At 72.7% G+C, this 4,251-nt stretch carries 5 protein-coding genes; 3 read left to right on the top strand and 2 right to left on the bottom strand.

Annotated elements, in window-relative coordinates:
* Nucleotides 1-118: 118 nt before the first annotated feature.
* On the bottom strand, nucleotides 119-691 hold the full coding sequence (locus tag AC07AL_RS37260) for an RICIN domain-containing protein (RefSeq protein WP_363628408.1): 573 nt from the start codon (nucleotides 689-691) through the stop codon (nucleotides 119-121).
* A 203-nt stretch (nucleotides 692-894) separates the two neighbouring features.
* On the opposite strand from AC07AL_RS37260, the gene AC07AL_RS37255 reads away from it, so the two are divergent.
* Complete coding sequence (locus AC07AL_RS37255; protein WP_363581876.1) at nucleotides 895-1,251, top strand: hypothetical protein; 357 nt, start codon at nucleotides 895-897, stop codon at nucleotides 1,249-1,251.
* A 7-nt stretch (nucleotides 1,252-1,258) separates the two neighbouring features.
* Here the strand turns inward: AC07AL_RS37255 and AC07AL_RS37250 are convergent, their stop codons facing one another.
* Nucleotides 1,259-2,017: a helix-turn-helix domain-containing protein gene (locus AC07AL_RS37250; protein ID WP_363581874.1), complete on the bottom strand. Its 759-nt coding sequence runs from the start codon at nucleotides 2,015-2,017 to the stop codon at nucleotides 1,259-1,261.
* A gap of 287 nt (nucleotides 2,018-2,304) precedes the next feature.
* Here AC07AL_RS37250 and AC07AL_RS37245 point away from each other — a divergent pair, with 287 nt between their 5' ends.
* Together AC07AL_RS37245 and AC07AL_RS37240 are read left to right on the top strand one after the other, a co-directional pair.
* Nucleotides 2,305-3,108, top strand: coding sequence for an alpha/beta fold hydrolase (locus AC07AL_RS37245; protein ID WP_363581872.1), 804 nt, complete (start codon nucleotides 2,305-2,307; stop codon nucleotides 3,106-3,108).
* 305 nt (nucleotides 3,109-3,413) lie between these two features.
* Complete coding sequence (locus AC07AL_RS37240) at nucleotides 3,414-4,244, top strand: class I SAM-dependent methyltransferase (RefSeq protein ID WP_478319502.1); 831 nt, start codon at nucleotides 3,414-3,416, stop codon at nucleotides 4,242-4,244.
* Nucleotides 4,245-4,251: the final 7 nt, after the last annotated feature.

Genomic DNA, 4,251 nt, shown 5'->3' with positions numbered 1-4,251 from the left:
CCCCCCCCCCCCCCCCCCCCCCCCCCCCCCCCCCCCCCCCCCCCCCCCCCCCCCCCCCCCCCCCCCCCCCCCCCCCCCCCCCCCCCCCCCCGCCGGTCCCCGGACAGGGCCCAGATGTCTAGATGTTGGGGTTGATCGGACGGTCGCTGTCGGAGTGGTGCCAGTCGAACTCCTGGGTCTGCCCCATGCTCGCGTTCCGCCCCAGCGTCCAGAGTCCGTAGGAGTTCCGCGGGCCCTGGTTGCCGACGTAGGTCAGGCAGGCACCGACGGCGTTGCACACGCCGCGGTCGGTGCCGAACGTCCAACGCTGCTTCGGGTCACCCCCGTTGCACCCCACCGCCGTGGCGCCCGGGCTGTCGGACGGGCCGCTCGGGACGTGGCCCGACAGACAGCGGCCGTCGTTGGTGCTGTGGATGAGGCCGTCCTCCGAGACGAACCAGAACTGGTTCCAGGAGCCGTCGCACGGCCGCAGGACGACCGGCCGGCCGTCGCCGTTGGTCTGCCGGTACTCGTCCATGCAGTAGTAGGTGCCGTTGGGGCCGCCGTTGGCCGGGCGGGCGAGCGCGGCGAGGTAACCGTAGGCGTAGGGCTGCGGATTGGCGGGGTCGGCCTGCGCGGCGGCGACGGGCAACGAGACGCTCAGGCCGATCGCGAGTGCCAGGGCTGAGACGATCTTTCGGGCGGACTTCATGAGGTCCGACACCTCCCTCTCTGACGTCGTGTCACTGCGGAATGCGGCCATCCTGGCAGCGGAGTTGAGGGCCTGGGCAGCTTTCCGAACGATCCCGAACAAACGGGAGTGTATGGATTTCGCCATTTGATTCACCTCAGTTGACAGGAACCCCCGGCGCGAAGAGGCTGTTCACGCAGGCCCGGCGGGGGGAGGACAGAGCGTTGACCTGGTCACCTATGCGCACCACGGCGGCCCCGTGCTCCTGCCGGGCCGCCGAGGTCAACTCCGCTGCGACGCTAGCCCGTTCGCACTCCTTGGACGCGCTCGCCGAGTCCCTCACCCTGCTCAGGCAGGAGGCCGGCAGCCCCTCCTACTCGACCATCGTCCGGCGGATCAGCTCCGTCCGGGCAGCCCGCGGCGTCCCGGCCGGGGAACGCACACCCGGGCGGATCACCGTCTACGACTGCTTCCGCAGCGGACGCCAACGCCTGGACGTCGAACTGCTCTCCGACATCGTCCAGGCCCTCGGCGCGGACCCGGGCCCCTGGCGCCGCGCCTACCGCGCCGCCTCCCGGTGACCGCCGGCTATCCGTGGTCCGGACGCGGAGCGGCCGGTCCGGACGGGGTCGCCTCGGGCTTCGCGTGGAGGATCTCGCGGGCCTGCTCCGCCGCGCGGACGATGCTCTCGGAGACGAAGTCGACGAAACGGGCGATGTTCTCCAGGCGGGTGGCGGCCGGGGTCTGCGGGCCGAGGACGCCGACGCCCTGCCGCGCGACCTCGACGAGGTGGGCGGTGGCGCGGGCACTGGCCATCATCGACTGGTACCAGACGTCGTCGTCGACGACGTAGCGCTCGCGGCGGCGCTCGTCGCGCTCCCGGCGGACGAGGCCCTGGCCGTCGAGGAACGCGATCGCCTTGGAGATCGACGGCGGGCTGACCTGGAGGTGCCGGGCGAGTTCGGACGCGGTGAGGCTGCCGCTGTCGGTGAGGGTGAGGCAGGCCAGCACCCGGGCCGTCATCTTGGGCATGCCGGAGGCCATCAGGACGGTGGTGTACGTCTCCTGGTACTCGCGCACGGCCTCGGCATCGCGCCCGTGGGCCTGCGGGGGCGCCTCCGGCCCCCGGGGCGCGGCCGGCCTGCGCCGCTGGGCGCGGCGGCGTTCGGTCGCCCGGTGGGCCAGGTCGGCACGGTAGGCGGTGGGGCCGCCGTTGCGCATCACCTCGCGCGTGACCGTCGAGGTGGGGCGGTCGAGACGCCTGGCGATCTCCGCGTAGGCGAGGCCGTCGGCCATCCCCAGCGCGATCTGCTGGCGTTCCTGCTGAGTGAGCCTGCCTCCCGGCACCGCGATTCTCCCTTCACGCTTCCCCGAATGCCCTCACCATAGCGTTCACTCCCATTCCAGTGCAACGAACACGGTGGCTGACGTTGCGTTAAATTCAAGGCCACTGCAACGATAATCGCGCCTTCACCTGGACTAATGCTGATTACGAGCAACGCACTAGTTGCCATTGACTGTGAAGGCAACGTAGCGTTTCCATCATCAGAAACAAGGAGCCGCAGCAGAGCGGCCCGCGGCAGCCCGCCACCCCAGCACCCGCACCCGCACCCGCACCCGGAAGAAGGCACACCATGACCATCGAGCAGCCCGCCTGGACCGGCATGGTCTCCGTCGACGACACCGCCCTGGCCGTGACCGACACCGGCGGGCCCGGCCGCCCCGTGGTCTACCTCAACGGCTCCTACGCCGACCAGTCGCACTGGCGGCGCGTCATCGCCGACCTCGGCGACGACTACCGGCACATCACCTTCGACGAGCGCGCCCGTGGCAAGTCGAAGCGCTCGGCGGACTACTCGTTCGAAGCGTGCCTGCGCGACGTCGACGCCGTCCTCGCCGCGAGGGGCGTGGACCGGCCGATCCTGGTGGGCTGGTCCTACGGCGCGATGCTCGCGGTGCACTGGGCCGCCCGGCACCCGGACCGCGTCCTCGGGGCGGTGTCCGTGGACGGCGCGTTCCCGCACGAGTGGCTCGACGACGCCACCCGGGAGCAGGTCCGCAAGCTGTTCCGCCGGCTGAGCCCGCTGTTCCCGATCGCCCGCCGACTCGGCATGGCCGCGCGGATGAGCGCCGAGCAGCACGCCGAGATCAACCTCGAAATCAACGAGCTCTGCGCGCCCGCCGCCCTCGACCCGGTCTTCGACCGGGTGACCGCACCGGTCCGGTACGTGGTCGCCTCGGGCGGCAACCTGGGCGGCGAGGCGAAGCTGATGGAACAGATCCGCACCAACCTCGACCCGGTGCTCGCCCGCAACCCGAACATCCGGGTCAGCACGAAGGTCGCGAGCAACCACTCCAAGATCCTGCGCAAGGACTTCCACGCCATCGCCGACACGGTCCGCGACCTCGCCGCCACCCCCGCGAGCGTGACCGGCTGAGCCTCGCACCGACCCTGCGGGGTCACCGCCCCTGCGGGGTCACCGCGACGCGCTCGCACGGCGGGGCGGCCGTTCGGGCGAACTTCCCTCGGAACTACCGCATTCGGGTGACTCGCGGCCGGCCTCGCCCGCCGGGGTCGTTAGCGTGACTGACCGTCATCGGCCGTCCGGTCGGGCGGAGCTGCGCGCAGCTCGGGGGTCAGGGAGAGCCGGGGGTCGAAGGCCTCCGTGGGACTTCCCACGCGCCGCCCACCGTCCGGGGCCGATCCCGACACCGTGCTCCACCAGCTGGGAGGTTCTCCGCCATGCCCGTGTCGAGTCGGTACCTGAACGCCTGGGAGGGCTTCTGGCGCGACGCACCGGCGGAGGCCGGCGCGGTGATCTGGGACGCGGAGCCGGCGCTCACCGCGAGCGTGCACCTCGCGCTGTTCGACCCCTACCTCGCCGACCCGGCGCTGCCCGTCGTCGACGTCGGCTGCGGCAACGGCACCCAGACCCGCTTCCTCGCCGAGCGCTTCGGCCGCGTCCTCGGGGTCGACCTGTCCACCGCCGCCGTGGGGCTCGCCCGCACCCAGCATCCGGACGGGCGGGCCGAGTTCGCCCAGCTCGATGCCACCGACGGGCCGGGCGTCCGGGAGCTGCACGCCCGGCTCGGCGATGCCAACGTGTATGTGCGCGGCCTGATCCACCAGTCCGAGCCGGCCGACCGCCAGCCGGTCGCCGACGCCATCGCCACCCTGGTCGGGGGTCGCGGCCGGGCGTTCGTCGTCGAGCTGTCCTCGTCGGCGAAGGCCGTCCTGGCCGGCCTCGCCCAGAGCCCGCAGGGCCCTCCCCCGAAGCTGCGCCCCGTCTTCGAGCACGGCCTCGCCCCCGCCGAGGTCGTCGACTCGGCCTTCGGCGAGCTGTTCCGCACCGCCGGGCTCACCGTCCTCGCCTCCGGCGAACTTCCCTTGTTCCTCACCGAGGTCGCGCCCGACGGCAGCCGGATCGACCTTCCGTCCCACTGGCTGGTGGTGGGGGGGGGGGGGGGGGGGGGCCAAAGGGGGGGGGGGGGGGGGGGGGGGGGGGGGGGGGTTGTGGGGGGGGGGGGGGGGGAGAAAGGGGCGAATGTGGGGGGGGGGGGGGAGGGAGGGTGAGGGGGTG

This window comes from Kitasatospora sp. NPDC043949, from assembly GCF_056435365.1.
Note: the sequence above shows the minus strand (reverse complement) of the source record. Positions and strands in the feature narration are given on the sequence as shown.